Origin of the sequence: Pandoraea sp. SD6-2 (assembly GCF_000389825.1) — a bacterium.
GTDB classification, from domain to species: domain Bacteria; phylum Pseudomonadota; class Gammaproteobacteria; order Burkholderiales; family Burkholderiaceae; genus Pandoraea; species Pandoraea communis.
On the sequence record NZ_KB944456.1, the window covers coordinates 25,114 to 51,298 of the forward strand.

The following is a 26,185-nucleotide window of genomic DNA, read 5'->3' on the forward strand; positions in this document are numbered from 1 at the left end:
CCGAGTACGTGCGCAATAACCAGCCCGTCACCCAGAATGAGTTCGTCATCGGCGAGCATCAGTACCTGATCTCGCGGACGGATCTCAAGGGGCGGATCACGTACGCCAATCCCGCCTTCGTGGAGGTGAGCGGCTATTCGCGCGATGAACTCCTGGGTGCGCCGCACAACATCGTGCGCCATCCGGACATGCCGCCGGAGGCGTTCGGCGATTTGTGGGAGACAGTTCAGCGCGGCGACACGTGGATCGGGCTGGTCAAGAACCGCCGTAAGAACGGCGACTACTACTGGGTGCTGGCGACGGTGACGCCGACGCAGGAGAACGGCACGGTGGTGGGTTACACATCGGTGCGCGTACGTCCTGCGGCGGGGGCGACGGCGCAGGCTGAAACCGTCTATGCGCGCTTTCGCAATGGGCAAGCGGGCAATCTGCGCATTCGCGGCGGCAAGGTCGAGCGCGGCGGGATTGCGGCACTGGTGCGCAAGGTCCGTCTCGATACGCTGCGTGCGCGTCTGACCGGCATGATCGTGCTCGGCGCGATTCTGCTCGTCGTGGTCGGCGCTTTGGGCATGTGGGGCGTCTCGAGCAGCAATCAGAAGCTGTTGCGCGTGTACCAGAACGGTATGGTGCCGGTGAGCACGCTGGGTGTGATCGGCCAGAAGCTCGATCGCGATGTGCTGCTCGTGGCGGAAGCCGTAGGCAGCCCGAACCTCGACGCGATGAAGCGCGCGGGCGACGAAATCGCGGGCAGTCTCGACGAGATCAACCGTCAGTGGGCGGAGTACATGAAGGCGGTCGATCCGGCGACGCAGGCGCAGGCGGAGCGTTTCAACGTGATTCGCCAGCACTTCACGACCGATGGCCTTCAACAAACGGTCGCGATGCTCAAGGCCGGCTCGGCCGAGGGTGCCCAACAGACATATATCGAGAAGGTGAAGCCGGCCTATGGCCCGATGCGCGACGAGCTGAACGTGCTCACGCGTCTCGAGCTCACGCAGGCGACCGATCTGTACGAGCAAGCGCAGAAGGAGCACACCCTCGTGCGCGGTGCCACGGCAGTGGCGGTGCTCGGCGGCATTGTCATCCTGTTCGTTCTCGGCAGCATTCTGCGCCGGGCGATCAACCATCCGCTGCGCGTCGCGCTCTCGATGTCCAAGCAGATCGCGGCGGGCGACCTGACCGGCACGGCCGAAGGCTCGGGCCACGACGAAATCGGGCAGTTGCTCTTCAGCCTCACGGTCATGAAGAACAGTCTGCTGTCCATCGTTTCGGATGTCCGTGAAGGCATCGACTCGATCAATGTGGCTTCGCGCGAAATCGCCGCAGGCAACACCGATCTGTCGGCCCGCACGGAGCAACAGGCCGCCTCGCTGGAGCAGACGGCCTCGTCGATGGAGCAGCTCACGGCCACGGTCAAGCAGAACGCCGACAACGCCCGGCAAGCGAGCGCGATGGCGGTGAACGCCTCGGAGATTGCCGAGCGCGGCGGTCAGGTGGTGGGCAACGTCGTCGACACCATGGACGGCATCTCGACGAGTTCGCACAAGATCGTCGACATCATCAGCGTGATCGAAGGCATTGCGTTCCAGACCAACATTCTCGCGCTCAACGCCGCCGTGGAAGCGGCCCGCGCGGGCGAGCAGGGACGTGGCTTCGCCGTGGTGGCAGGTGAAGTGCGCACGCTGGCGCAACGCAGTGCGGCAGCGGCGAAGGAAATCAAGGTGCTGATCGAAGACTCGGTCGGGCGCGTGGAAAACGGTTCGGCGCTCGTGGCGAAGGCCGGTCAGACGATGGACGAGATCGTGCAGGCGGTCAAACGCGTGACCGACATCATGGGCGAGATCTCGGCGGCCTCGGCCGAGCAGTCGAGCGGCATCGAACAGGTCAACCGTGCCGTGACGCAGATGGACGAAGTCACGCAACAGAACGCGGCGCTCGTGGAAGAAGCGGCGGCTGCCGCCGGATCGCTCGAAGATCAGGCGCATCGCTTGCGCGACGCGGTTGCCGTCTTCCGTGTCGGCGACAGCGTCAAGCTCGCCGGGGCGTCCAGCGCCACCATGCAACGCACGGCGTCTATCGCGCGGCAGGCGAGTGCGGCGGCACCGGCCGTCTCAGCCACAAAGGCTGCCTCGGCGGCAACGGCCGTGGCATCGGCAGCCAGCGCCGCACCGGCACGCGCGAGTGCCGGCGGGGGGGCGACGCGTGCGGTGACGCGCCGTGCGCAGCCGCCCGCGCCGGCGGCCACCACCGCACAAAAAGACGCTCAGGTGCTGCCAATCGCAGCACGGAGGGACAAGGCACCAGCAGGCGGATCGGCGGGAGCTGCGGCGGCGAAGTCGAGTGATCCGGGAGATTGGGAAGAGTTTTGACGTTTCGATGATTCAGATGGGTATGCCGGCCGCTGGCCGGTCTTCACGGGGTAGAGGTCGTTATGTTTAAGAATGTCACCATCCGGGCTCGGCTGACGCTGGCGCTAGGACTCTTCATGGTGCTGCTGGTTGTCGGCGCTGCTGTGGGGCTCGTCTCGCTGCGACAAAGCAATGCATCGCTGCAGGAGATTTACTCGAACGACATGGCGTCGGCACGCGCGCTCGCGCGGACGACGGTTGGGACACTGAGCGCACGTGTGACCCTCTCGCGCATCGAATTCATTGCCGATCCGACCGAGATCAAGACGGCGATCGAAGACGTTCGCAGGAGCCTCAAGAATGCTGACGACGCCTGGGCTGCCTATGCCGCGCTGCCGATGAGCGATGGCGAGAAGAGCATCGCCGACGCTGTGATCGTCGCACGCGGCAAAGTGGTCAACGATGGCATCCTGCCCGCCCTCAAGGCCATCGAATCCGGCGATATTCCCGACTTCCACGCCAAGACGGTGATCGACGTGCCGCGCCTGTTTGCCGACTACACGAAGGCGATGACGACATTGGCCGATTTGCAGGTCAAGAACGCAGAAGATCGTTACCTCGACGCACAGAGCCGCTACACGATGGTGATGTGGATGGTCGGCCTGGGCCTCGCTGTGGGCCTGCTCGTCGGCATCGTGACGCAGGTCACGCTCACGCGCGCTATCGTCGGCCCGATCGACGACGCCATCAAGCACTTCGAGAAGATTGCCAACGGTGACCTCACGCAACGCGTCGACGTGTCGAGCGACACGGAAACCGGGCGTCTGTTCAAGGGCGTGAGACACATGCAGGACAGCCTCGTGCGCACCGTCGCGGAAGTTCGCTCGGGCACCGAGTCGATCACCTCTGCGGCACAGCAGATTGCGGCCGGCAACACCGATCTGTCGGCCCGCACGGAACAGCAGGCCGCGTCGCTGGAAGAAACGGCCTCGTCGATGGAGCAGCTCACGGCCACGGTCAAGCAGAACGCGGACAACGCGCGTCAGGCCAGCCAGCTTGCCGTGAACGCCTCGGAAATCGCCACGCGTGGCGGTGAGGTCTCCGGGCAGGTCGGTGAAACGATGGATGGCATCTCGGCCAGCTCGAACAAGATCGTCGACATCATCAGCGTGATCGACGGCATCGCCTTCCAGACCAACATTCTCGCGTTGAACGCCGCCGTGGAAGCCGCGCGTGCCGGTGAGCAAGGCCGCGGCTTTGCCGTGGTGGCGGGCGAAGTGCGCACGCTGGCGCAACGCAGTGCGGCGGCAGCGAAGGAAATCAAGGGGTTGATCGAAGATTCGGCACGCCGCGTGCAAGACGGCACGGCGCTCGTGGCGCAGCAGGGCCAAACCATGGGCGAGATCGTGCAGGCGGTCAAACGCGTGACCGACATCATGGGCGAGATCTCGGCAGCGTCGGCCGAACAGTCGAGCGGCATCGAGCAGGTCAACCGCGCGATCACGCAGATGGACGAAGTGACGCAGCAAAACGCGGCGCTCGTGGAAGAAGCGGCCGCTGCCGCCGGCTCGCTGGAAGAGCAGGCCAATCGTCTGAAGTCGGTTGTCTCGGTGTTCCGCCTGGACGCCGGTCAGGCCGCAGCAAACCACGCGGCGCCGACGCTGGCGGCGAAGCCGGGCGCCGCGCGTCCGGCAGTGAAGAAGGTGGCGGCGCCCGCCGCTGCGGCACCGGCACCGGCGGCGAAGGTCGCAGCCGCGCCGCAGCGCAAACCGGCACCGGCCGCAGCCGCGCCAGCGGCCCGCACCGGTACGGACGACGCGAGCGGTGACTGGGAAACCTTCTGAGCACGCGTCGAACGGGCGTAAAAGGCAACCAGGTAACAACTTATAGGAACGGTGCACGCGTCTGTCCCGGAGCAAGATGGGCCGGAATCGACGAGACGCGTGTCGGCAAGTGGCAATAATCGGTAAGACGAAACGCCGTCGCGCGCATTACACCGCGACGTGCGGCGGGTGGAGGGTCACATCATGATGCAGTTGAGTCTCAAGGCAAAACTCTGGTCAGCGCTTGCGCTGATGTGGCTGGGGCTGTTGATTCTCGGCGGCTGGGCTGCCTGGCATGAGCGCGGCACGGTGATATCGGAGCGACGCTCCGCGCTGGAGAACATTGTCTCCACTGCCGACGGGATCGTGCGCGACTACGCGGCGCAGGCTGCGGCGGGCAAAATCGGCGTCGACGAGGCGAAACAGCAGGCCATGGCACGCCTCAAGATGATGCGCTATGGCGACAACGGTTATCTGGTCGTCTTCAACACGACGCCGACCGTGCTCATGCATCCGACACTCGCCGATTTGGTCAACAAGGACGTCTCCAATTACAAGGATTCGAGCGGCAAACTGCTCTTCATCGAGATGGCGCAAGTCGCCAAGAGCAAGGGCTCTGGCTTCGTCGATTACTACGGCCGCATGCCCGGTAGCGACAAATTTCTCGCGAAGCTCTCGTACGTGAAGTACTTCGCGCCCTGGGACTGGGCCGTGATGAGCGGTGTGTACGTCCAGGACATCGATGAAGCGTTTTATGCCACGCTGTGGCGCCTGGGCATTGCGATGCTTGTCATCGGCGCCATCGTCACTGCGGCAATGATGGCGATCATTCGCAATGTGCAACGCAGTCTCGGTGGCGAACCCGATTACGCGGCCGAAATTGCGCACCGCATCGCCGGCGGCAATCTTTACGATCCTGTCGACGTCGCGCCGGGCGACACCGGCAGTCTGATCTACGCCATGCAGCGCATGCAGCAGACGCTTGCCCAGACCATCGGGCAGATTCGCCAGGGCACCGAGTCGATCACGACAGCCGCGCATCAGATCGCGGCCGGCAACACCGATCTGTCGGCCCGCACGGAACAGCAGGCCGCCTCGCTGGAAGAAACGGCCTCGTCGATGGAGCAGCTCACGGCCACGGTCAAGCAGAACGCGGACAACGCGCGCCAGGCCAGTCAGCTTGCCGTGAACGCCTCGGACATCGCCACACGTGGCGGCGAAGTCTCCGGGCAGGTCGGCGAAACGATGGACGGCATCTCGGCCAGCTCGAACAAGATTGTCGACATCATCGGGGTGATCGATGGCATTGCCTTCCAGACCAACATCCTCGCGTTGAACGCTGCCGTGGAAGCGGCTCGTGCGGGCGAGCAGGGGCGCGGCTTTGCCGTGGTGGCGGGCGAAGTGCGCACGCTGGCGCAGCGCAGTGCGGCGGCGGCGAAGGAAATCAAGACGCTGATCGAAGACTCGGCGCGCCGCGTGCACGACGGTACGGCGCTCGTGACGCAACAACGTCAGACCATGGGCGAGATCGTGCAGGCGGTCAAACGCGTGACCGACATCATGGGCGAGATCTCGGCGGCGTCGGCCGAACAGTCGAGCGGCATCGAGCAGGTCAACCGCGCGATCACGCAGATGGACGAAGTGACGCAGCAAAACGCGGCGCTCGTGGAAGAAGCGGCGGCCGCCGCCGGCGCACTGGAGTCGCAGGCGGACGAATTGCGCGATGCCGTGTCGGTGTTCCAGACGAACGGCGAGGGCGGCGCGAGCGTGCATGCCATGAGCGCAACGCGCCGGGAACCGACGCCGCAGCCGTTGGCTCGCGCCGCATGAATGTGAGCACAACAGTGAACATGACGTCCGACGATTGACGTTGCAGCAAAGTGAGAAACCATGACTGATTCGCGCAATACCTCGCAGCTGTCGCGCCGCAGTGCCGCTGGCAACACCGGCGCGCACGACGCTGGCAGCTCGCGCAGCGCGGATTTCGCGCGCGCAAGCGGTGCCGCCCTCTCGGGCGAGCGCGACTTTGCCTTCTCGCTGGCCGATTTCGGCCGCATCCGCAACCTGATCTATCAGCGTGCCGGGATTGCACTGGCCGAACATAAGCGCGAGATGGTGTACAGCCGCATCGCGCGGCGTTTGCGTGCGCTCGGCATGACGAGCTTCACCGAATACCTCGACATGCTCGAGGCCGATACCGGCGACGGCGAGTGGGAGTCGTTCACCAACGCGTTGACGACCAACCTGACGTCGTTCTTCCGTGAATCGCATCACTTCCCGTTGCTCGCCGACTTTGTGCGCCAGCGCCCCAAGCCGATTTCGGTCTGGTGCTGCGCGGCGTCGACCGGCGAAGAGCCGTACTCGATTGCGATGACGCTTGTCGACACGCTGGGCTCGCGCCCGAATGCGAGCGTGCTGGCCACGGATGTGGATACACAGGTGCTGACGCGCGCGTCGGCTGCCGTCTATAGCGGCGAGCAGACCGGCAAACTCTCGCAAGAGCAATTGCGCCGCCACTTTCTGCGCGGCACGGGCGCGAACGCGGGCAAGATCAGGGTGCGTCCGGAGTTGCAGCAACTCGTGACGTTCGAGCCGCTGAACTTGCTGGCGCCGTCGTGGCAGATCGGCGGTCCGTTCGACGTCATCTTCTGCCGCAACGTGATGATCTATTTCGACAAGGAAACACAGGCGCGGATTCTCGAGCGCTTCGTGCCCTTGCTAAAGCCGGACGGGTTGCTCTTTGCCGGGCACTCCGAGAACTTTACCTATGTGAGCCGGTCGTTCCGACTGCGTGGGCAGACGGTCTACGAACTGGCCGGCACGAGTGCACGGGGAGCCTGACATGGCGCAACCACTGGCCGAAGCGCTCGCGACCAATCATTACTTCGACAATGCGTTCAACATGCAGGCGGTGAAATTGCTGCCGTCGGAGTATTACGTCACGACCGAAGACATCATGCTCGTGACGGTGCTTGGCTCGTGTGTGGCTGCATGCGTGCGCGACAGCGTCACGGGCATCGGCGGCATGAACCATTTCATGCTTCCGGACGATGGCGAAAGCGAGCGCGACCGTATACTCTCGGCGTCCATGCGTTACGGCGCATACGCTATGGAAATGCTCATCAACGAGCTGATCAAGCTCGGCGCAAAGCGCGAACGGCTCGAAGCGAAAGTCTTCGGCGGCGGCGCGGTGCTGGCGGGCATGACCACACTGAACATCGGCGATCGCAATGCGAACTTCGTGTTGCGTTATCTCGAGATGGAGCAGATTCGCGTCACGGCGCAGGATCTGCTCGGACCGCATCCGCGTAAGGTGTGCTTTTTACCGCGCACCGGGCGGGTGATGGTCAAGAAGCTGGGCGACCGGGGAGATCCGGCCATCGTCCAGCGGGAACAGGCGTACGCGCAGCGTTTGCGCACACGCGAAGTACGGGGCTCCGTAGAACTCTTTGCGCCACCGGCCAGAAATGCCAAGCCTCGGCCGGGGCCTGACAACCGACAAATGGAGGAGGCTTGAGCGAACCAATCAAAGTCCTGTGCGTGGACGATTCCGCACTCGTACGCAGTCTGATGACTGAGATCATCAATGCGCAACCGGACATGACCGTTGTGGCGACCGCACCCGATCCGCTCGTGGCGCGCGACCTGATTAAGCAGCACAACCCGGACGTGCTCACGCTCGACGTCGAAATGCCGCGCATGGACGGGCTGGACTTCCTCGAGAAGCTCATGCGCCTGCGTCCGATGCCGGTGCTCATGGTGTCGTCGCTGACCGAGCGCGGCTCGGAAGTCACGCTGCGTGCGCTCGAACTCGGCGCGGTAGACTTCGTGACCAAGCCGCGCCTGGGTATTCGCGACGGCATGCTCGAATACGGCGAGATGATCGCCGACAAGATTCGTGCGGCCGCCCGTGCCCGGGTGCGCAGCGCCCCGCCCAAGAGCGCGGTACCCACACCGATCGAAGCGGCGCCGATGTTGCGCAACCCGTTGGTGTCGACGGAGAAGCTGATTATCATCGGCGCGTCGACGGGCGGCACCGAAGCGATTCGCGAGGTGCTGGTGCCGATGCCGCCGGATGCCCCGGCGATTCTGATCACCCAGCATATGCCGGCCGGTTTCACCAAATCGTTCGCGCAGCGCCTGAACGGTCTATGCCGCATCACGGTGAAGGAAGCCGAGCATGGCGAGCGTGTGCTGCCGGGTCACGCGTACATCGCGCCGGGCGGCGACACTCACTTGCAGCTCTCGCGCAGCGGTGCGAACTATGTGGCCTTGCTCGACCCGGCGCCGCCGGTGAATCGACATCGGCCGTCGGTCGATGTATTGTTTCGCTCCGCGGCCGTGCATGCCGGACGCAACGCCATCGGGGTCATTCTCACGGGCATGGGCCGCGACGGCGCGGCCGGTCTCGTGGAAATGCGCCAGGCCGGCGCATATACCTTCGCGCAAGACGAAGCGAGCTGTATCGTGTTCGGCATGCCGCGCGAGGCCATTGCCATGGGCGGCGCAGAAGAAGTGGTGCCGTTGCACGAAATGGCTCGCAAAGTGCTGCATCAGGTCGCGAAATTTGGCGAACGCACCCAACGAGTATAGTAGTGCGCTTTTTGGCGTTTTTTCGCCGTATGGTTCGCATGGATTTGCGGGCACACTCAGGGCACTGAGTGGCGGCGGAATTTGCCCATGAATATCGCCGGCCCCCGAGGGGCGCCGGCCGAATTGGAGTAATGATGATAGACAAGAACATGAAATTCCTGGTCGTCGACGATTTTCCGACGATGCGCCGGATTGTGCGAAACCTGCTCAAGGAGCTGGGTTTCTCCAATGTCGACGAAGCGGAAGACGGTGCGGCGGCGCTGGCCAAACTGCGTGGCGGCAACTTCGAATTCGTGGTCTCGGACTGGAACATGCCGAACATGGACGGCCTGACGATGCTCCAGCAGATCCGTGCCGATCCGAACCTCTCGAAGCTGCCGGTGCTGATGGTGACGGCCGAAGCGAAGAAGGAAAACATCATCGCTGCCGCCCAGGCGGGGGCGAGCGGGTATGTGGTCAAGCCGTTCACGGCGGCGACCCTGGATGAAAAGCTGGGCAAGATCTTCGAGAAAATGGACAAGACGGGGGCCTGAGCGTGACCCACGAGGCGAGCACTGAATGGCCGGGTGAGCCCAATGGCGCTCACGTGACCGGCGAGGCGGCCCCCGCCGAGCGCATGCTCATGCGCATCGGACAGTTGACGCGCATGTTGCGCGACAACCTGCGTGAACTGGGGCTGGACAAGCAACTCGAGCAGGCTGCCGAGGCAATTCCCGACGCGCGCGACCGCCTGAACTACGTCGCCACCATGACCGAGCAGGCGGCGGTGCGGGCGCTCACGGCCATCGAACTGGCCAAGCCTCTTCAGGATCGCCTTGAAGCGGACGCCAACGCGCTCGACGAGCGTTGGGCCAAGTGGTTCGACGAGCCGCTCGAACTCGACGACGCACGCAAGCTTGTCCTCGAGACACGCACCTATCTGCGCCGCGTGCCAGAAGACACCCGCGCGACCAACAACCATCTGATGGAAATCATGATGGCGCAGGATTTCCAGGATCTGACCGGTCAGGTCATCAAGAAGATCATGGAGGTCGTGCAGGAGATCGAGAAGCATCTGCTTCAGACGCTGCTCGAGAACATGCCTCCGGAGAAGCGCAAGGAGGCCGAAGACTCGCTGCTCAACGGGCCGCAGATCAAGAAGGAAGGTCGCACCGACATCGTGGCCGATCAGGGCCAGGTCGACGACCTGCTCGCCAGCCTCGGCTTCTGAGTGAGTGCCTCGCCAGCCGGTTGACCGGCCTGGCGGGCGTAGTTTTTCGGCCCCGGCGCCGGCCTCGTTCGGCCGCTGTCACGAAATACCGCCCAATCCCGCCTCTATTCCCCCCTTTGTGACTTGACGGTTACGGCCATAATCAGTCGCGATAGGGTGGGTTCGTCCGCCCGCAGTGGATAGGGCATGGCAGAGGAAAGCGATCTCGAAAAGTCGGAACCTGCGTCCCCCCGGCGTCTTGAAAAGGCGCGCGAGGAGGGACAGGTTGCGCGTTCGCGCGAGCTTTCCACGTTCGCCTTGCTGGCGGCCGGGGTGGCCGGCCTGTGGATGACGGCCGACCGGATCTCGCAGGGTTTCGCACAGCTCATGCGCCACGGCATGGCGTTCGAGCCAGGCACCGCGCTCGACACCCACCGCATGCTTTCCCACGCCGCCCACTCGGGCGCCGACGCCCTCGTCGCCATCGCCCCGCTGCTCGGCTTGCTGGTGCTCGCGGCGATCGCCGCCCCGATGGCGCTGGGCGGCTGGCTCTTCACGACCAAGTCGCTGGCCCCCAACTTTGGCCGGCTGAACCCGCTCAAGGGGCTTGGCCGCATGTTCTCCACGCAAGGTCTGGTCGAACTGGTCAAGGCGGTGGCGAAGACACTGCTGGTCGGGGCGGTGGCCTACTGGGCGATTGCGCGCGATAAAGACGCCGTGATGGGGCTGATGACCCAGTCGCCGCGGGCGGCGCTGCCCTACGTGGGCGAGTTGATCGTGGTGTGCTGCGCGTTCATCGTGGCGTCGCTGCTGCTGGTGGCGGCCATCGACATCCCCTTCCAGCTCTGGCAGCACTACAAGAAACTGCGCATGACCAAAGAGGAAGTGCGTCAGGAAAACAAGGAATCGGAAGGCGATCCGCACCTCAAGGCGCACATCCGCCAGTTGCAGCGTCAGACCGCGCGCCGCCGCATGATGCAGGACGTGCCCAAGGCCGACGTGATCGTGACCAACCCGACGCACTTTGCCGTCGCCCTCGAATACAAGGACAACATGCGCGCGCCGCGCGTGCTGGCCAAGGGCGCCGATCTGGTGGCGCAGCGCATCCGTGAGTTGGGTGCGGAGCACAACATCCCGATTCTCGAAGCCCCGCCGCTCGCGCGCGCGCTGCATGCGCACGTGGAGATCGGTCACGAAATCCCGGCCACGCTGTACACGGCCGTGGCCGAAGTGCTCGCGTGGGTCTTCCAGCTTCGCCGCTGGCGTACCGAAGGGGGCATGGAGCCAAGCGTTCCGTCCGACCTGCCGGTGCCGGCCGAACTCGACGCGCCGCGGCGCGCCGGGCCGAAACGAGTGTAACGAATGAACCTCAACCCTCGCGCGAACCAGTGGCTGCGCTCGTCGCAAATGCTCCTCGGCGGCAGTCTGAAGTCGCTCGCCGCGCCGGTGCTGATCATCATGATTCTGGGCATGATGATCCTTCCGTTGCCACCGTTCATCCTGGATTTGCTGTTTACCTTCAACATCGCCCTGGCGGTGATGGTGCTGCTCGTGAGCATGTACACGCAAAAGCCGCTCGACTTTGCGGCGTTTCCGAGCGTGCTGCTGTTCTCCACGCTGCTGCGGCTGTCGCTGAACGTGGCGTCTACCCGCGTGGTGCTGCTCGAAGGCCACACCGGCCCGGACGCCGCAGGCAAGGTGATCGAAGCGTTCGGGCACTTCCTGGTGGGTGGCAATTACGCCGTCGGTATCGTGGTGTTCATCATCCTCGTGGTCATCAACTTCATGGTGATTACGAAGGGTGCGGGGCGGATCGCCGAAGTTGGCGCGCGCTTCACGCTCGATGCGATGCCCGGTAAGCAGATGGCCATCGACGCCGATCTGAACGCCGGCCTGATCGGCGAAGAGGAAGCGCGCAAGCGCCGCTCGGTGATCGCGCAGGAGGCCGACTTCTACGGCTCGATGGACGGTGCATCGAAGTTCGTGCGCGGCGACGCGGTCGCCGGTCTGCTCATCATGGTCATCAACATCGTCGGCGGCCTGATCGTCGGCGTGGTTCAGCACGGACTGGACATCGGCCTCGCCGCCAAGAACTACACGCTGCTGACCATCGGCGACGGCCTCGTCGCGCAGATCCCCGCGCTGGTGATCTCGACGGCCGCCGGTGTGGTCGTCTCACGTGTGGCGACCGACGAAGACGTCGGCCAGCAGGTCGTCTCGCAACTGTTCAGCAATCCGCGTGTGCTCGGCATCACGGCGGCGATTCTGGGCCTGATGGGGCTGATTCCCGGCATGCCGCACTTCGCCTTCCTGTTGCTGGCGATCGGGCTCGGCGCCCTCGCGCGCTGGCAGTTTCGCAAGGCCGAGGCGGCCAAGCAACAGGCGGCGCGCCCCACACCGGTGGCGGCTACCGCACCAGCCGAAGTGGCCGAAGCCTCGTGGGACGACGTGGCGCTCGTCGATCCGCTGGGACTGGAAGTCGGCTACCGGCTCATTCCGCTCGTCGACCGCAATCAGGACGGCGAGTTGCTCAAGCGTATCAAGGGCATCCGCAAGAAATTCGCGCAGGAAATCGGTTTCCTCGCGCCGGTCGTTCACATTCGCGACAATCTGGAGCTGCGCCCGAACCAGTACCGCATCACGCTCAAGGGCGTGACCATCGGCGAAGGCGAAGCGTATCCGGGCCAATTGCTCGCCATCGATCCGGGGCAGGTCACTGCGCCGCTGCAAGGCACGCCGACGCGCGACCCGGCCTTCGGCCTGCCGGCCACCTGGATCGACGTCGGTCAGCGCGATCAGGCGCAGGCCTATGGGTACACGGTGGTCGATGCCGGCACCGTGGTGGCGACGCACCTGAACCACCTGATCAACGCCCACTCGCACGAGTTGCTGGGGCGCCAGGAAGTGCAGCAGCTCATCGAGCGTATCGGGAAGGACGCGCCCAAGCTCATCGAAGATCTGGTGCCGAAGACCGTCACGCTCACCACGTTGCAGAAGGTGTTGCAGAACCTGCTCGAAGAGCAGGTGCCGATTCGCGATATGCGCACGATCATCGACACCATTGCCGAGCATGGCGCACGCGTGCAGGACCCTTACGACCTTACGGCGCTGGTGCGCCTGTCGCTCGGTCGTGCGATCACGCAAAGCGTGTTCCCGGGCAGCGGCGATCTCGAAGTGGTGGGGCTCGACGCCAATCTCGAACGAATTCTCACGCAGGCGTTGTCCGCGGGCGGAGGCACCGGTCTCGAACCGGGCCTCGCGGACACGCTGCTGCGCGAAACCCAGGCAGCCGTGGCGCGTCAGGAACGTCAGGGCTTGCCGTCGGTATTGCTGGTTCAACATCCGCTGCGCTCACTGCTTTCGCGCTTCTTGCGCCGCAGCCTGCCGCAGCTCAAGGTTCTGTCGTATGCGGAAGTGCCTGACACACGGAACGTGAAAATGACGGCACTCATCGGAGGTCAAGCGTGAAGATTCGGAAATTCTTTGCGGGCACGTGCCGCGACGCACTGCGCCAGATTCGCGAGGAAATCGGACCCGATGCGGTCGTGTTGTCCAACCGCTCGGTTGCCAACGGCGTGGAAATCGTTGCGCTGGCGGAAGAAGATCTCGACGCGCTCGCAGGCGGCGACATGCCGACGTACCGGCCGCGTCCCCGGCCGGCGGCACCCGCGCGGATCGCTGCGTCACCTGCCGCGAGTGCACACGACGCCGCTGCGGCGAGCGCATTCGCCGAGACGATGATGGGTGAACTCCAGAGCATGCGAGGCTTGCTCGAGGAGCAGGTGGCGGGGCTGGTCTGGAACGACAAGCAACGCCGCTCGCCGGCGCAGGGCGAGATTCTGCGCACGCTGCTGGCTGCCGGGTTCTCGGCACAACTGGGCCGCGCGCTGCTCGAACATCTGCCGGAGGGGAGCGATCGCGAGAACGGAATCGACTGGGTGAAGCAAGCGCTCAAGCGCAACTTGCCCATCATGCCGAACGAAGACGAGTTGATGGACCGGGGCGGTGTGTATGCACTGATGGGCCCGACCGGCGTGGGCAAGACCACGACGACGGCCAAGCTCGCGGCGCGCTGCGTGATGCGTCATGGCGCAGAGAAGCTCGCGTTGCTCACGACCGACAGCTATCGTATCGGCGGACATGAGCAGTTGCGCATCTACGGCAAGATTCTCGGCGTGACGGTGCATGCGGTGAAGGACGCCACGGATTTGCGTCTGGCGCTGACCGAGTTGCGCAACAAGCACATGGTGCTGATCGACACGGTGGGCATGAGCCAGCGCGACCGCACCGTACCCGAACAGGTCGCGATGCTATGCGGCGCGCAGACCCCGGTGCAGCGTCTGCTGTTGCTCAACGCGACAAGTCATGGCGACACGCTCAACGAAGTGGTGCACGCCTATCGCAGCGCCAGTGCGGAAGGCGGCAGCGATCTCGCCGGGTGTATTCTCACGAAACTCGACGAGACGACCAATCTCGGTTCGGTGCTCGATACGGTGATTCGTCACCGTCTGCCGGTGCATTACGTTTCCACGGGGCAGCGCGTGCCGGAAAATCTGCACGTTGCCGACCGGGAGTTCCTGATCGACACGGCGCTTTCGGCGCCGGTGACGGGCTCGCCGTTTGTGCCGGCCGAGGAAGACCTGCCGGCTGTGGTGCGCGGGGTCGACCCCAACTACAGCGGGCTCTTCGCGTCCGCTCAACCTTCAGGCGAGGCCTGCTTTGGTTAAACTCGTTATCGATCAAGCTGAGGGACTGCGCCGTCTGGTGGCGCGCCATACCACGCGTATCGTCGCGGTGGTGGGGAGTGCGCCTGAAGCGGGTCAGACGAGTGTTGCTCTGAATCTGGCCAGCGCGCTGGCCCATCACGGTCAGGATGTCGTGCTGGCCGACGAGAGCGGGCATGCGGCGCCGGCCCTTGGCCTGACGCTGCGCGGCGACATCCACGACGTGCTGGCCGGGCGCGTGTCGTCTGACGCGATTCGTGTCCATACGCGCGACAACGTGGTTCTGGTGCCGGTGGCGCACCGTCATCCCGAACGTATCGACCCGTCGGGTGCGTTGCCGCTGCTCACGATGGGCGAGCCCGACATCGTGGTCATCGACTGCACGCGTGCCGGGGCGGTGCTCAGCCCGCTGGCTGCACAGGCGCATGAGGTGATGGTGGTGCTCGGATGCGAGCCGGCATCGATCACGGGGGCGTATTCCTGGATCAAGCAGGCGCATTTCGACTATGCGCTGGCGCAATTCCGGGTGCTGGTGAATCGGGCAGAAGATATAGAGGCACGTGTGGTGTGCCGCAATCTGGCAACGACGGCGAGCCGCTATCTGGCGGTGTCGCTGGAACTGGCGGGCCATGTGCCGGTGGATCGGCAGGTCATGCGGGCGCGGCATCTCATGCGCACGGTGGTCGATGCGTTCCCCATGGCACCGGCGGCGGTGGCGTATCGTCAGTTGGCGGCACAGGTGATGCATTGGCCGTTGGCCATGCGCGAGACGAGCCCGGCGGCGCTCGGTGCCGATCGTGGCAGCGAGCTGGCGCATGGTGTGGGGGCGCTTAGCGCCCACACGGTCTGAGCGTCACGGCACGCGTCGAGAGAAAGCGGAGGGGAACATGTATACCGCGCGCGGGAAGGTCGACACGAACGACACACTGACCCAATATGCGCCATTGGTGCGCCGTCTGGCGCTGCAATTGATGGCGAAGCTGCCGGCGAGCGTGGAGCTGGAAGATCTGATTCAGGCCGGTATGCTGGGGCTGCTCGATGCGTCGAACCGGTATCAGGAGACGCAGGGCGCGCAGTTCGAAACGTACGCGAGCCAGCGCATTCGCGGGGCAATGCTCGACGAGTTGCGCGAGCTGGACTGGGCGTCGCGCGGCATTCGCAAGACGGCGCGTCAGATCGAGCAGGCGGTGCAGCGGCTGGAGCAGCGGCTGGGCCGGGGGCCGTCGGAGAGCGAAATTGCAAGCGAGATGTCCATCGGGCTGTCCGAGTACCAGCAAATGCTGCAGGACGTGCACGGCTGCCAGTTGATCTATTACGAAGACTTCGAAGCGGCGGACGAAGAGCCGTTCATCGACCGGATCTGTTCGGATCCGGGCGCCGACCCGCTCACGATGCTGCTCGATGAGGGATTGCGCGGCGGCGTCGTCGACGCCATCGATCGCTTGCCGGAGCGCGAGAAGTTGCTAATGAGCTTGTACTACGAGCAAGGGCTGAACCTTCGCGAAATCGGCGCGGTGCTCGAAGTAAGCGAGTCTCGCGTCTGCCAGTTGCACAGCCAGGCGATCTCGCGCTTGCGCGCGACGCTGCGTGAGAAGGCGTGGACGTCGGCGAATTAATCCGAGCTCCCAGGGGGGGCTGAAGCAGACTGCGGTGACGCGACGCGAGAAGCGCGCCGGAGGGGCTAGCGAACGGCCAAGCTTAACTTGAACAGGCAGGCGGTCAGGCCGTAACACTTCCACCGCTCGAGCGCGGTGTAGTGCGGCCGTCCGGTCCGTACAGCGGCGCGTTCTTCTCCGGGCCGTACAGCACGTTCAGGGCTTGCTGCGTGTAGGTCAGACGCGTGTGGATGAGCATGCCGTTCGTCTCGTTGGCGCGCTTGGCGTCCAACGCGGCGTCGAGCAGCGCCTTCCAGGCGATATCGATCCGGGCGTCGTCGGCGGAAGCCGCCGCAGCACCCGCCTCGTCAGGCGAATAACCCAGGACTTGCAGCTGAGCGTCGCGCTCGCGACCGAGTGTCGCGAGTTCCGCCACCGCGCGCGCCTTGCGCTCGGTCAGCTCCGGCAGCGCGTCGAGCGTGCCGCTGACCAATGCCTGCTGCTCTTCGCCAAGTAACGCCGAAAACGCACCAATGGCGGTCGTTTCGGCAGACAGGGCGTTCAGCAGGGCATCAGGGGTCATGACTTCGATTGCGTCGAGAGCAGATCGCGTGCGGTCGCAATGAGACCGTCCGCAATCTTGGAGGGATCAATAGTGAGCTGGCCCTTGGCAATCGCGTCTTTGATCGCGAGCACCTTGGTCACGTCGACATCGGCCGAGCCTGTCTGTGCCAGCGCAGACTGCAAGGCGCGCATTTCCGACGACAGGGCGCTCGTGCTCACGCTCGCATCGCTGCCAGCATTTGCAGCAGACGCGGGCGAGCCGTCGGCGCTCACAGCGCCAGTGCTCGCCCGGTCAGCCGTCGCCTTGCTCGCGCCGACGCCAGTCAGCGGTTTGGCGGGTGGTTCGATTTTCATGTGCTTTCCCCAGAAACTTGCCTGTGTAACGGCATTATCCGCCACAACTTTAGGCAAGTAACATCCTGTTACCAGTTCAAGTGCCCGGGTGCTTTCAACGAATACTCAATCGTAGTGAGTGCTTACTCAAAGCGCAACTTCAACCTCGACGTTGCCGCCTTTGCCTGTCTTGACCGTGCCGCTGACGACCTGACCGGCGCGGGTACGCACCTGAACGGGGTCGCCGGCGCTGGCACGCGACAGCACCTGACCTTCGGTACTGACTTCAAATCCCGAGCCGCGCGAGACCACGCGGACGGTTTGTCCCTGCTGGACGGCAATCGCGCTGCGCAGCAGATCGGCGCGGATCGGCAGGCCCGACGTAATACGGTTCACGGCCACGGTGCCGACAATCTGACCGGCATCGGTCGCTACCGTGCGCGGCAGCAGCGTGAGATCGCCCTGGCGCGGCGACAGATCGTTCGGCCCGATGGTCTCGCCCGGATTGATCTGGCGCGCCGCGACGAAGTACGTCGCGTTGATGCTCACGCGGGCTTGCAGATACAACGTCCATGGCCGCTCGCCCGAGCAGCGCACACCCACTGTCGTCGAGCCCCACAGACGCGCGCCGGGTGGCAGGAACGGTTCGAGCACAGGGCAGGCGGGCATGCGATCGGAAACGGCGTCGCCGACCGTGATGGCCACGCGCCCCGGCAGCCCTGTCGTCTGCTCGCGCAGAAACCGTTCGGCCGTCTGACGAATGGCTTCGGTGTTCTGGAACTGGGAATTCTGGAGGGGCTGGGGGGCGGCTGTCTGGGGCGCTTGCGCGCTCGCGCTGGCAACACCCGCATTCGCCCCAACAGCGTTGGCGTTCGCCGTCGTGACGGGGTGAACCATGTTCGGCACGTTCGATGCGACGCCGCCTGCGGCGGTGTTGTTACCGGGGATGACGATGGCGCCCGGGCCCAGCGTGTTGCCGAGGTGCTGCGCTGCGGTATCGGTGGCGATGCCGGCGGCAGGGGGGGCGGCGTGTGCAAAGCCCGGCGTGGTCAGGCTCGTCAGACCGAGTACGGCGGCCAGCAGCCCGGAACACACGGACGCGCGCAGACCCTGCCGCAACGCATGACGCGTGTGGGGGGCGCTGGCAAGACCGCTGCCGTATTTGCCTGCCATCGTGACTCTCCTTGCAGCCGTCACCCGATGTCGCCATGGGTGCTCGACGCTCAACCTGCCTCGGCACACGTCAGTCCGTGAAGCCGACGGCACCAGGCAGCGTTCCTGTGCCTGGGGGGCGAACCCCGCCCGGTGCCGTCAGGAAGCCATTCTAGAGATGTCCCCGCGCGGGGCATGGCTCGAAATGGCGGTCAATCTCCTTCCTATTCCTCCGATTGAATCCAGGGGGGCACGCATACGATGCACAGCATGCCAAAAGGTCCGTACTTTTTCCGGACCCCGGCAGGACATCCCGACTGCGCAACGCGCGGGGCCCGCCAGAGACCTCTGAGCGGACCCGATGCCACGGGCGCATCACGGGCAGGTTTCTTGTGCAGCACCCAGCATCAGAGCAAGCATTGGGCGAGACGAGATCATGGACAAACTGGATGCGGCATTGCGATTTTCCCAGCAGGCGCTGGCCATGCGCGCCTACCGTCAAGAAGTGATCTCGTCGAACATCGCTAACGCGGACACGCCGGGATACAAGGCGCGCGATGTCGATTTCAACAGTGCGTTGAGCCAGGCGGTCGAGCGCGGCGCGCAGCAGCAGCTCGCCACCGAGTCGAGCGTGTCGCTCTCGCGCACGTCCTCGCGTCATATCGCCGGCCGTGGCGTGAGCGCCGCGCCGCCGATGGGCGGTCCCGAGCTGCTCTATCGCGTGCCGTATCAACAAAGCGTCGACGGCAATACCGTCGAACTCGATGCCGAGCGCGTGAACTTCGCCGATAACGCCGTGCATTACCAAACGGGCCTCACGGTCATGTCCAGCCAGATCAAGACGATGCTGGCAGCCATCACGAGTCAAGGGTAAGTGCCATGCCACTCATGAGCATCTTCGATGTTGCCGGCTCGGCCATGACGGCCCAGTCGCAGCGCATGAACGTCACGGCCAGCAATCTGGCCAACGCCGAGTCGGTGACCGGCCCGGACGGTCAGCCGTACCGCGCCAAGCAGGTGGTGTTTCAGGTCAACCCGGTGACGGGCACCGACGTGGGCGGCGTGAAGGTGGCCGGCGTGGTCAACGACCCGTCGCCGCTCAAGACGGTGTACGACCCGAAGAATCCGGCAGCCAACGCCCAGGGCTACGTGACCATGCCCAACGTGAATCCGGTAGAGGAGATGGTCAACATGATCTCCGCCTCCCGTTCCTATCAGGCCAACGTCGAGGCACTCAATACCGCCAAGACGTTGATGCTCAAAACCCTCACGGTCGGCCAGTAAGGGGCCGCGCGGAGACCAGAACAATGGCAAGTATCAACACGTCGAACGCTGCCAATTTCTCGCAGTCGTTCCTGGATTCGGTCAACGGTACGGCGAGCAACAGCTCCAGCTCGAAGTCCTCGGCCGGCAGCGCAGACGATCTGCAGAACAGCTTCCTGAAGTTGCTCGTCGCACAGATGAACAATCAGGACCCGCTCAACCCGATGGACAACTCGCAGGTGACCTCGCAGCTCGCGCAGATCAGCACGGTCTCGGGCATCACCCAGTTGAACACCACGCTGTCGTCGGTGACGTCGCAGCTCAACTCGACGCAGAGCCTGCAAGCCGCCGCGCTGGTCGGCAAGGGCGTGCTGGTTCCTGGCAACAACATCGGCGTGGGCAGCACGACGGCAACGGACGGTACCGTCACGAAGACGGCCACCCCATTCGGCTTCGAACTGGCGGGCGACGCCGACACCGTCACGATTCAGATCAAGGACAGCACCGGCAAGGTGGTGCGCACGGTCAACGCCGGTGCGCTCGACGCCGGTGTGCAGGCGCTCACGTGGGACGCCAAGGACGACGCCGGCGCCACCGTGGCCGACGGCAAATACTCGCTGACGGTGACCGCCTCGGCCAACGGCAAGGCCGTGACGCCGACGCTGCTCTCCTACGCACAGGTTCAGAGCGTGGTGGCCAGCACGACGGGCGCGCCGCTGCTCAATGTCGGCACGGGCTCGAACATCAAGCTCTCCGACGTGCGCGAAATCCTGTAACCGCTCTCATCCGACGTAAGCCCTAAACCGTTTTCATCGCGACAAACATCGTCGATCACCGAATTTCAGGAGTATCACCATGGCATTTTCGACCGGACTGAGCGGCCTGAACGCCGCCTCCAAGGACCTGGACGTCATCGGCAACAACGTTGCCAATGCGGCCACCGTCGGTTTCAAGCAGGGGCAGGCGCAGTTCGCCGACATCTACGCGAACTCGCTGTTCGGCGCGGGCAACAACACCGTCGGTATCGGTACGCGTGTGTCGACCGTCGCGCAGCAATTCACACAGGGCGACATCACGGTCACGAACCGTCAGCTCGACCTCGCGATCTCGGGCAACGGCTTTTTCCGCGTGTCGAACAACGGCACCATCGCCTACTCCCGTAACGGCCAGTTCTCGCTCGACAAGAACGGCTACATCGTCGACGCCAATGGGGACCACCTGACCGGTTACCTTGCCGGCCCGAACGGCATCGTCAACAGCGTCTCGCCGGTCGATCTCCAGATCCCGACGGGCGATCTTGCACCGACCGCCACCACGAAGATCACGGGCCAGTTCAACCTCGACTCGCGCAGTCCGCTCAACGCCACGCCGTTCTCGATCACCGATCCGACCTCGTACACGAACGCCACGTCGCTCAAGGTCTACGACTCGCTGGGCAATTCGCACGACGTCAACGTGTACTTCAAGAAGACGAGCGTCGATCCGGTGACCAACAACGCCACGTGGACCGTGTACGGCTCGGTCGACGGCACGACGCAAATCGGCGCTGGCCCGATCGGCACGATGACGTTCAACACGGCCGGCAGCCTGGTTTCGCAGACGGATTCGACCGGCGCAGCCGTGACCGGCCCGATCACGCTGCCGGCCATCACCTACGGCAACGGCGCATCGCCCGCGACCCTGACGCTCAACCTGACGGGCACGACGCAGTACGGCAATACCTACACGCCGAACACGCTCACGCAGGACGGCTATACGTCGGGCCGGCTGACGGGCTTCACGTTCAATGCAGACGGCACGATCGTCGGTACGTACTCGAACACGAAGTCGATGACGCTCGGTCAGGTTGCGCTCGCCAACTTCAACAACGTGCAGGGCCTGATTCCGCTGGGCAACAACCTGTGGGCGGAGTCGGCCGATTCGGGCATTCCGATCGTCGGCGTGCCGGGCGGCACGAACCTCGGCAAGCTGCAGGCCGGCGCAGTGGAAGCGTCGAACGTCGATCTGACGGCGGAACTGGTCCACATGATCACCGCGCAGCGTAACTATCAAGCCAACGCGCAGACGATCAAGACGGAAGACCAGTTGATGCAGACGATGGTGAATCTGTAAGGCGGACGGCGCACATGCGTAACTTGGAGGAGGGGCGTCGATGGACCGTCTGATCTATATCGCCATGACGGGCGCGAAGCAGGCGATGGAGCAGCAATCGACCACCGCCAACAATCTGGCGAACGTTTCGACGCCGGGCTTTCGCGCCCAGCTCGCGGCGTTTCGCCAGACCCCCGTGCGCGCCGCAGACGGCACGACGGGCACCCGCACGTTCGTGACCACGTCCACGCCGGGCACCGACTTCACGCCGGGCGCCATGCAGCAGACCGGCCGTGCGCTCGATGTTGCCATTCAGGGGCAGGGCTGGCTCGCCGTTCGCGATGCGCAGGGCCGCGAAGCCTATACCCGCGGTGGCAACCTCGAGATGACCGCCGACGGTCAGCTCACGTTGCACGGGCTGCCGGTGATGACCGACGCCGGGCCGGCCGCCGTACCGCCGGGCGCGGCCGTGAGCATCGGCACCGACGGCACGCTCTCGGCACTTGGGCAGGGCGATCCGCCCAACTCCATCGCCGTCATGGGGCAGTTGAAGCTGGTGAATCCGCCGGAAGGCAATCTGGTGCGCGGCGACGACGGACTGTTCCGCACGGCGAACAACGCACCGGCGCAGGTCGATCCGAATGTTGTGGTGGTCTCGGGTTCGATCGAGAACAGCAACGTCAATCCGGTCAGTGGTCTGGTGAACATGATTTCCCAATCGCGGGCTTTCGAGATACAGATGAAGATGCTCTCGACGGCCGATACCAACGAACAAACCGCCAACCAGTTGCTGAACTTCAGCTAACGCGCGGGGGGTGCGCCGGGGTCGTGAAAGACCTCGCACCGCCAACGTACACGGGGAGAATGACCCAATGATCCGTTCGCTCTACATCGCTGCCACCGGCATGAACGCCCAGCAGACGAACATGGACGTGATTTCCAACAACCTCGCCAACACCAGCACGAACGGCTTCAAGAAGGGCCGCGCGGTGTTCGAGGACTTGCTGTATCAGACGATCCGCCAGCCTGGCGCGCAGTCGTCGCAGCAGACGTTGCTGCCCTCGGGCCTGCAACTGGGCACCGGTGTGCGCCCGGCCGCGACCGAGCGCATCTTCACGCAGGGCAACCTGACCTCGACGAGCAACGCCAAGGACGTGGCCATCAACGGCGACGGCTTCTTCCAGGTGCTCATGCCGGACGGCACGACCGCCTATACGCGCGACGGCTCGTTCCAGGTCGATAACAACGGTCAGCTTGTGACGGCCTCGGGTTTCCCGATCCAGCCGGCCATCACGATTCCGGCCAACGCGCTGTCGCTGACCATTGCGCGCGACGGCACGGTCTCGGTTACGCAGCCGGGCAGCACGGCCAACGTGCAGATCGGTACGTTCCAGCTCGCCACGTTCATCAACAACGCCGGTCTGCAAAGCATGGGCGAGAACCTGTACGCCGAGACGGCCGCCTCGGGCGCGCCCAACGTGGCGCAGCCGGGCACCAACGGCGCGGGCGTGCTCAACCAGAACTACGTCGAAACGTCGAACGTGAACGTGGTGGAAGAACTGGTGAACATGATTTCCGCGCAGCGCGCCTATGAAATCAACTCGAAGGCGGTCACGGCATCCGACCAGATGCTGCAACGTCTGACCCAGATGTAAGCAGCGGTTCGCCGCTGAAAGTTCTCAGGAATGAACGTCGATATGTCCGCTCGAACGACCGCCCCGACGGCAACGCAACGCAGCGCTGGCCACGCGCGGTATCTGGCGCTTGTGGCCGCCGCCGCGCTGAGCGGTCTGGCCGGCTGCGCTTATGTGCCGCAGGAGCCGGTGGTGAACGGGCCGACGACCACGCGCCCGCCGCCCCCGCCGATGGCGGCTGACCCGGAAGGCTCGATCTACCGTCCGCTGTACTCGAATCGCCCGCTATTCGAAGACCGCCGTCCGCGTAACGTTGGCGACATCCTCACGATCGTCATCAACGAAAACACGGCGGCAAGCAAGAACTCGGCCGCCAACGCCAACCGCGCAGGCAGCGAAACGCTCTCGCTCAACCAGATGCCGGGTGTGGTCGGTGGCGTGTTCAACAACCAGTCGCTGAACGCAAGCGGCGGCAACAAGTTCGACGCCAAGGGCGCGGCCAACGCCAACAACGTGTTCTCGGGTCAGATCACCGTGACCGTGATGGAAGTGCTGTCCAACGGCAATCTGGCCGTGGCGGGCGAGAAGCAGATCGCCATCAATCAGGGCACGGAGTACATCAAGTTTTCGGGCATCGTCAGCCCGCAGACGATTTCGGGCGCGAACACCGTGCCTTCGACGCAGGTGGCCGATGCGCGCATCGAATACCGTGGCAAGGGCTACATCAATGAAGCCGAAACCATGGGCTGGCTGCAGCGCTTCTTCCTTAACGTTTCGCCCTTCTGATGTCGATCATGCCGTCCCTGTCGCGCCGCGCGTCCCAACACCGTCACCTCCGCCAGGCTGTCCGCCGCTTCGTTGCCACGCTTGCCGTGGCGGGCGCGGCCGGTGCGGCGCTGCTGGTGCCGGGCGTGGCACACGCCGAGCGGCTCAAGGAGCTGGCGTCGATTCAGGGCGTGCGCGACAACCAGTTGATCGGCTACGGTCTCGTGGCCGGTCTCGATAACTCGGGCGACCAGACCACGCAGACGCCGTTCACCGTACAGAGCATGACCAACATGCTCTCGCAGTTGGGGATTACCGTCGCGCCCGGCACCAACATGCAGTTGAAGAACGTGGCAGCCGTCATGGTGACGGCCACGCTGCCGGCATTCACACGCCCCGGTCAGGCCATCGACGTGGTGGTGTCGTCGATGGGTAATGCCAAGAGCCTGCGCGGCGGCACGCTGCTCATGACGCCGCTCAAGGGGCCGGACGGACAGGTCTACGCGCTCGCGCAGGGCAACTTGCTCGTGGGGGGCGCCGGCGCGTCGGCCAACGGCTCGAGCGTGACCGTCAACCAATTGGCGTCGGGCCGCATCCCGAGCGGCGCTATCGTCGAGCGCGCTGTGCCGAGCGCCATGGGTGGCCAGCCGGGCACCCTGCAAATGGAGTTGAACGTTACCGACTTCTCGACCGCGCAGCGCGTGGTCGACGCCGTGAACCGCCGCTTCGGCTTCAGCACGGCCCAGGCCCTCGATGGCCGCGTGATTCTGCTGCGCACGCCGACCGATCCGGCCGCCCGTGTGCAGTTTCTGGCGCAACTCGAGAGTCTGGAAGTTCGCCCCGACAACACGGCCGCACGCGTCATCATCAATGCGCGAACCGGTTCGGTCGTGATGAACCAGAACGTGACGATCCAGCAATGCGCGGTGGCCCACGGCAATCTGTCGGTGGTCATCGATACGCAGAACAACGTGAGCCAGCCGGCGCCATTCTCGGGTGGACAGACGGTGGTGGCCCCGAATTCGCAAATCTCCGTCCAACAGGAGAACAACGCGCTCAAGATGGTCAAGGCGGGCGCCAACCTCGCCGACGTCGTCAAGGCGCTGAACTCGCTCGGTGCGAGTCCGGCAGACCTGATGTCGATTCTGCAGGCCATGAAGGCCTCGGGCGCCCTGCGCGCCGATCTGGAGATCATCTGATATGGCCGACGGCAACCGCCTTACCGGCGCGGCGGGCAAGAACCTGCCCGACCTGACGCAGCGCGCCACGTACGACATGCAGGGCCTCACGGCCTTGCGCGCCGCCGCGCACCAGCAGACGCCGCAGGCCACGCAACAGGCCGCCAAGCAATTCGAGGCCGTCTTCACCCAGATGATGCTCAAGAGCATGCGCGATGCCACCATGTCCGGCGGCCTGCTCGGCAGCGATCAGGAAAAGATGTTCAGCGGCATGCTCGACGACCAGCTTGCCCAGCAGCTCACGTCGCACAAGGGCATCGGGTTGGCCGATCTGATGCTCAAGCAGCTCGCCACGACCGGCACGACGCTGCCGCCTGCTGCGGTGGGGCGTCAGCAGTCGCTTCAGGGCCGTGCCTACAACTCGGCCGATGCCATCGGGGTGGCCGACGGCGCACCGGCGGCTGCGGGAGAGTTCGTCGACCGCATGGCCACGGCCGCACAGAACGCCAGCGCGCAGAGCGGTATCCCGGCGCGTTTCATGCTGAGCCAGGCGGCGCTCGAGTCCGGCTGGGGCAAGCGGGAAATTCGTCGCAGCGACGGCAGCACGAGTTTCAACGTGTTCGGCATCAAGGCGGGCAAGCACTGGACGGGGCCGACCGTCGAGGTCGCCACGACCGAGTACGTGAACGGCCAGCCGCGCAAGGTGATGGCAAAGTTCCGCGCCTATCGCTCGTACGACGAGGCGTTCAACGACTACGCGAATCTGATCTCGAACAACCCGCGCTACGCGTCGGTCGTGGCGAGCGCCAACGACGCGGCGAGCTTCGCCACCAATCTCCAGCGCGCGGGCTACGCGACCGATCCGCAGTACGCCAGCAAGCTCATGAAGATCATGAAGCACTTCGCCTGAGCACCGGGCGGCAGGGGCGGCCG

At 64.6% G+C, this 26,185-nt stretch carries 25 protein-coding genes; 22 read left to right on the top strand and 3 right to left on the bottom strand.

Features of this window, described 5'->3' with window-relative positions:
* Window positions 1-8: 8 nt before the first annotated feature.
* The 13 genes from C266_RS28305 to C266_RS22280 all read left to right on the top strand — a co-directional run bounded on the left by C266_RS28305 (window position 9) and on the right by C266_RS22280 (window position 16,293).
* Window positions 9-2,369 (top strand): PAS domain-containing methyl-accepting chemotaxis protein, encoded by a 2,361-nt coding sequence (locus tag C266_RS28305; RefSeq protein WP_010807746.1) that lies wholly within the window; start codon window positions 9-11, stop codon window positions 2,367-2,369.
* A gap of 62 nt (window positions 2,370-2,431) precedes the next feature.
* On the top strand, window positions 2,432-4,192 hold the full coding sequence (locus C266_RS22225; RefSeq protein ID WP_036664106.1) for a methyl-accepting chemotaxis protein: 1,761 nt from the start codon (window positions 2,432-2,434) through the stop codon (window positions 4,190-4,192).
* A gap of 183 nt (window positions 4,193-4,375) precedes the next feature.
* The gene (locus C266_RS22230) at window positions 4,376-6,001 is read left to right on the top strand and encodes a methyl-accepting chemotaxis protein (RefSeq protein WP_010807744.1); all 1,626 of its coding nucleotides are present in this window, start codon (window positions 4,376-4,378) and stop codon (window positions 5,999-6,001) included.
* Between the two features lie 60 nt (window positions 6,002-6,061).
* Entirely contained in the window at window positions 6,062-7,012 is a 951-nt protein-coding gene (locus tag C266_RS22235) for a CheR family methyltransferase (protein WP_010807743.1), read from the top strand.
* 1 nt (window position 7,013) lies between these two features.
* Window positions 7,014-7,688: a chemoreceptor glutamine deamidase CheD gene (gene cheD / locus C266_RS22240; protein WP_010807742.1), complete on the top strand. Its 675-nt coding sequence runs from the start codon at window positions 7,014-7,016 to the stop codon at window positions 7,686-7,688.
* Window positions 7,685-8,764 carry a chemotaxis response regulator protein-glutamate methylesterase gene (locus C266_RS22245; protein ID WP_010807741.1) on the top strand — a complete coding sequence of 360 codons (1,080 nt, stop codon included), beginning with the start codon at window positions 7,685-7,687 and terminating at the stop codon, window positions 8,762-8,764. The genes cheD and C266_RS22245 overlap by 4 nt, the downstream gene beginning before the upstream one ends.
* 134 nt (window positions 8,765-8,898) lie before the next feature.
* A complete protein-coding gene (gene cheY, locus C266_RS22250; RefSeq protein ID WP_036664138.1) occupies window positions 8,899-9,297 on the top strand; it encodes a chemotaxis response regulator CheY in 399 nt (132 codons plus the stop codon).
* Window positions 9,298-9,380: 83 nt separating this feature from the next.
* A complete protein-coding gene (gene cheZ, locus C266_RS22255) occupies window positions 9,381-9,974 on the top strand; it encodes a protein phosphatase CheZ (protein ID WP_051126522.1) in 594 nt (197 codons plus the stop codon).
* 186 nt (window positions 9,975-10,160) lie between these two features.
* A complete protein-coding gene (gene flhB, locus C266_RS22260) occupies window positions 10,161-11,312 on the top strand; it encodes a flagellar biosynthesis protein FlhB (protein ID WP_010807738.1) in 1,152 nt (383 codons plus the stop codon).
* A 48-nt stretch (window positions 11,313-11,360) separates the two neighbouring features.
* Complete coding sequence (gene flhA / locus C266_RS22265) at window positions 11,361-13,421, top strand: flagellar biosynthesis protein FlhA (protein ID WP_370855816.1); 2,061 nt, start codon at window positions 11,361-11,363, stop codon at window positions 13,419-13,421.
* Entirely contained in the window at window positions 13,418-14,680 is a 1,263-nt protein-coding gene (gene flhF, locus C266_RS22270) for a flagellar biosynthesis protein FlhF (protein ID WP_010807736.1), read from the top strand. The genes flhA and flhF overlap by 4 nt, the downstream gene beginning before the upstream one ends.
* The gene (locus tag C266_RS22275) at window positions 14,673-15,527 is read left to right on the top strand and encodes a flagellar biosynthesis protein FlhG (RefSeq protein ID WP_010807735.1); all 855 of its coding nucleotides are present in this window, start codon (window positions 14,673-14,675) and stop codon (window positions 15,525-15,527) included. Before flhF ends, C266_RS22275 begins: the two co-directional genes overlap by 8 nt.
* 37 nt (window positions 15,528-15,564) lie before the next feature.
* A complete protein-coding gene (locus tag C266_RS22280; RefSeq protein ID WP_010807734.1) occupies window positions 15,565-16,293 on the top strand; it encodes an RNA polymerase sigma factor FliA in 729 nt (242 codons plus the stop codon).
* A 103-nt stretch (window positions 16,294-16,396) separates the two neighbouring features.
* Here the strand turns inward: C266_RS22280 and C266_RS22285 are convergent, their stop codons facing one another.
* The 3 genes from C266_RS22285 to flgA all read right to left on the bottom strand — a co-directional run bounded on the left by C266_RS22285 (window position 16,397) and on the right by flgA (window position 18,342).
* A complete protein-coding gene (locus C266_RS22285) occupies window positions 16,397-16,855 on the bottom strand; it encodes a flagella synthesis protein FlgN (RefSeq protein ID WP_010807733.1) in 459 nt (152 codons plus the stop codon).
* Window positions 16,852-17,190 carry a flagellar biosynthesis anti-sigma factor FlgM gene (gene flgM / locus C266_RS22290; protein ID WP_010807732.1) on the bottom strand — a complete coding sequence of 113 codons (339 nt, stop codon included), beginning with the start codon at window positions 17,188-17,190 and terminating at the stop codon, window positions 16,852-16,854. Before flgM ends, C266_RS22285 begins: the two co-directional genes overlap by 4 nt.
* Window positions 17,191-17,316: 126 nt before the next feature.
* Window positions 17,317-18,342, bottom strand: coding sequence for a flagellar basal body P-ring formation chaperone FlgA (gene flgA / locus C266_RS22295; protein ID WP_010807731.1), 1,026 nt, complete (start codon window positions 18,340-18,342; stop codon window positions 17,317-17,319).
* Between the two features lie 412 nt (window positions 18,343-18,754).
* Between flgA and flgB the strand changes: the two genes are divergently transcribed.
* The 9 genes from flgB to flgJ all read left to right on the top strand — a co-directional run bounded on the left by flgB (window position 18,755) and on the right by flgJ (window position 26,162).
* The gene (gene flgB / locus C266_RS22300) at window positions 18,755-19,195 is read left to right on the top strand and encodes a flagellar basal body rod protein FlgB (protein WP_036664149.1); all 441 of its coding nucleotides are present in this window, start codon (window positions 18,755-18,757) and stop codon (window positions 19,193-19,195) included.
* Window positions 19,196-19,200: 5 nt separating this feature from the next.
* Complete coding sequence (gene flgC, locus C266_RS22305) at window positions 19,201-19,605, top strand: flagellar basal body rod protein FlgC (protein ID WP_010807729.1); 405 nt, start codon at window positions 19,201-19,203, stop codon at window positions 19,603-19,605.
* Window positions 19,606-19,628: 23 nt separating this feature from the next.
* Window positions 19,629-20,360 carry a flagellar hook assembly protein FlgD gene (gene flgD / locus C266_RS22310; RefSeq protein ID WP_010807728.1) on the top strand — a complete coding sequence of 244 codons (732 nt, stop codon included), beginning with the start codon at window positions 19,629-19,631 and terminating at the stop codon, window positions 20,358-20,360.
* 79 nt (window positions 20,361-20,439) lie between these two features.
* Window positions 20,440-21,696 carry a flagellar hook protein FlgE gene (gene flgE / locus C266_RS22315; RefSeq protein WP_010807727.1) on the top strand — a complete coding sequence of 419 codons (1,257 nt, stop codon included), beginning with the start codon at window positions 20,440-20,442 and terminating at the stop codon, window positions 21,694-21,696.
* 40 nt (window positions 21,697-21,736) lie between these two features.
* Window positions 21,737-22,480, top strand: coding sequence for a flagellar basal body rod protein FlgF (locus C266_RS22320; RefSeq protein ID WP_010807726.1), 744 nt, complete (start codon window positions 21,737-21,739; stop codon window positions 22,478-22,480).
* Window positions 22,481-22,547: 67 nt separating this feature from the next.
* On the top strand, window positions 22,548-23,330 hold the full coding sequence (gene flgG, locus C266_RS22325) for a flagellar basal-body rod protein FlgG (protein ID WP_010807725.1): 783 nt from the start codon (window positions 22,548-22,550) through the stop codon (window positions 23,328-23,330).
* Between the two features lie 42 nt (window positions 23,331-23,372).
* Window positions 23,373-24,095 carry a flagellar basal body L-ring protein FlgH gene (locus C266_RS22330; RefSeq protein ID WP_051126524.1) on the top strand — a complete coding sequence of 241 codons (723 nt, stop codon included), beginning with the start codon at window positions 23,373-23,375 and terminating at the stop codon, window positions 24,093-24,095.
* Window positions 24,095-25,273, top strand: coding sequence for a flagellar basal body P-ring protein FlgI (locus C266_RS22335; RefSeq protein WP_010807723.1), 1,179 nt, complete (start codon window positions 24,095-24,097; stop codon window positions 25,271-25,273). The genes C266_RS22330 and C266_RS22335 overlap by 1 nt, the downstream gene beginning before the upstream one ends.
* Before the next feature lies 1 nt (window position 25,274).
* Window positions 25,275-26,162, top strand: coding sequence for a flagellar assembly peptidoglycan hydrolase FlgJ (flgJ, locus tag C266_RS22340; RefSeq protein WP_010807722.1), 888 nt, complete (start codon window positions 25,275-25,277; stop codon window positions 26,160-26,162).
* Window positions 26,163-26,185: the final 23 nt, after the last annotated feature.